This window comes from Brachybacterium sp. AOP25-B2-12, from assembly GCF_052378625.1.
Classification (GTDB): Bacteria; Actinomycetota; Actinomycetes; order Actinomycetales; family Dermabacteraceae; genus Brachybacterium.
Window position 1 is genome coordinate 1 of the sequence record NZ_JBQSXW010000066.1, and the last position, 998, is coordinate 998.

Below are 998 nucleotides of genomic sequence, written 5' to 3' on the forward strand. Positions count from 1 at the left end.
CTAGGGCATGTCTCTTAAATCCTGGTCCAGGTGATGCAGGCCGCGAGGACGACGGCGGCGCGGTAGGTGAGCGCGAGCTTGTCGTAGCGGGTGGCCAGTCCTCGCCACTGCTTCGCGAGAGCGAAGGAGCGCTCGACGACGTTGCGTCCCTTGTAGGCGACCGCGTCGAACCCAGGCGGCCGCCCGCCCCGGGAGCCTTTGCGCTGGCGGGAAGCGATCTCGTCCCGCTTCTGCGGGATCACGCCCGTAATACCGCGCCGGGCGAGGTGCCTGCGGTTGATCCTCGAGGTGTAGGCGCGATCGGCGAGGACCTTGTCGGGGCGAGTGCGGGGCCGGCCCCGGCCCGGGCGAGGAACCCTGATCTCGGCCAGTACCTCGATCAGCATGACGCCATCGTTGCGCTGCCCGCCCGTGACGACCGCCGCCAGCGGACGTCCGTTCCCATCGACCACGGCATGGATCTTCGTCGTCAGCCCTCCTCGCGACCGACCGATCCCGTGACCTGCAGGTTCGCGCGCACCACCCAGAGGACTGTGGACGAAGTCCTCACCGCGCGGCCTGTGATTCGCTCCGGCCCCCCGTGTCCTGCTCGGGGCGGGTCGTGTTGCTCGCGTGCTGATGCGCACGCGTGATCGTCGCGTCGACCGACACGTCCCAGGAGATCTTCCCGGCCGCGTCGGCCGTGGCGAGGAGCTCCTGGAGGACGTGATCCCAAGTGCCGTCCGCGGCATAGCGGCGATGTCGCTTCCAGACCGTCTGCCACGGCCCGAAACGCTCTCGCGGAAGATCCCGCCAGGGGATCCCGGTGCGGTACCGGTAGATGATGCCCTCGACGATCTGGCGACTGTTCCGGAAAGGACGCCCCCGCCGGCCATCGCTCGAGGGCAGATGCGGCTGGATCTGCTCCCACTGCCGATCCGACAGGACCGCGAACCTCGACTCACTCACCCCGACATCATCCCGCGAGCCTCACCCACCATTAAGGAGACACGCCCTAG

The 998-nt window shown here is 68.5% G+C and carries 1 protein-coding gene; it reads right to left on the reverse strand.

Features of this window, described 5'->3' with window-relative positions; all coding sequences use genetic code 11:
• Positions 1-14: 14 nt before the first annotated feature.
• Positions 15-948 (reverse strand): IS5 family transposase gene (locus ACT3TZ_RS15155; protein ID WP_197408445.1). Its coding sequence is split into 2 segments (ribosomal slippage): positions 15-578 and positions 580-948, totalling 933 coding nucleotides; the frame shifts between segments, so codons are not numbered across the junction.
• Between the last annotated feature and the right edge of the window lie 50 nt (positions 949-998).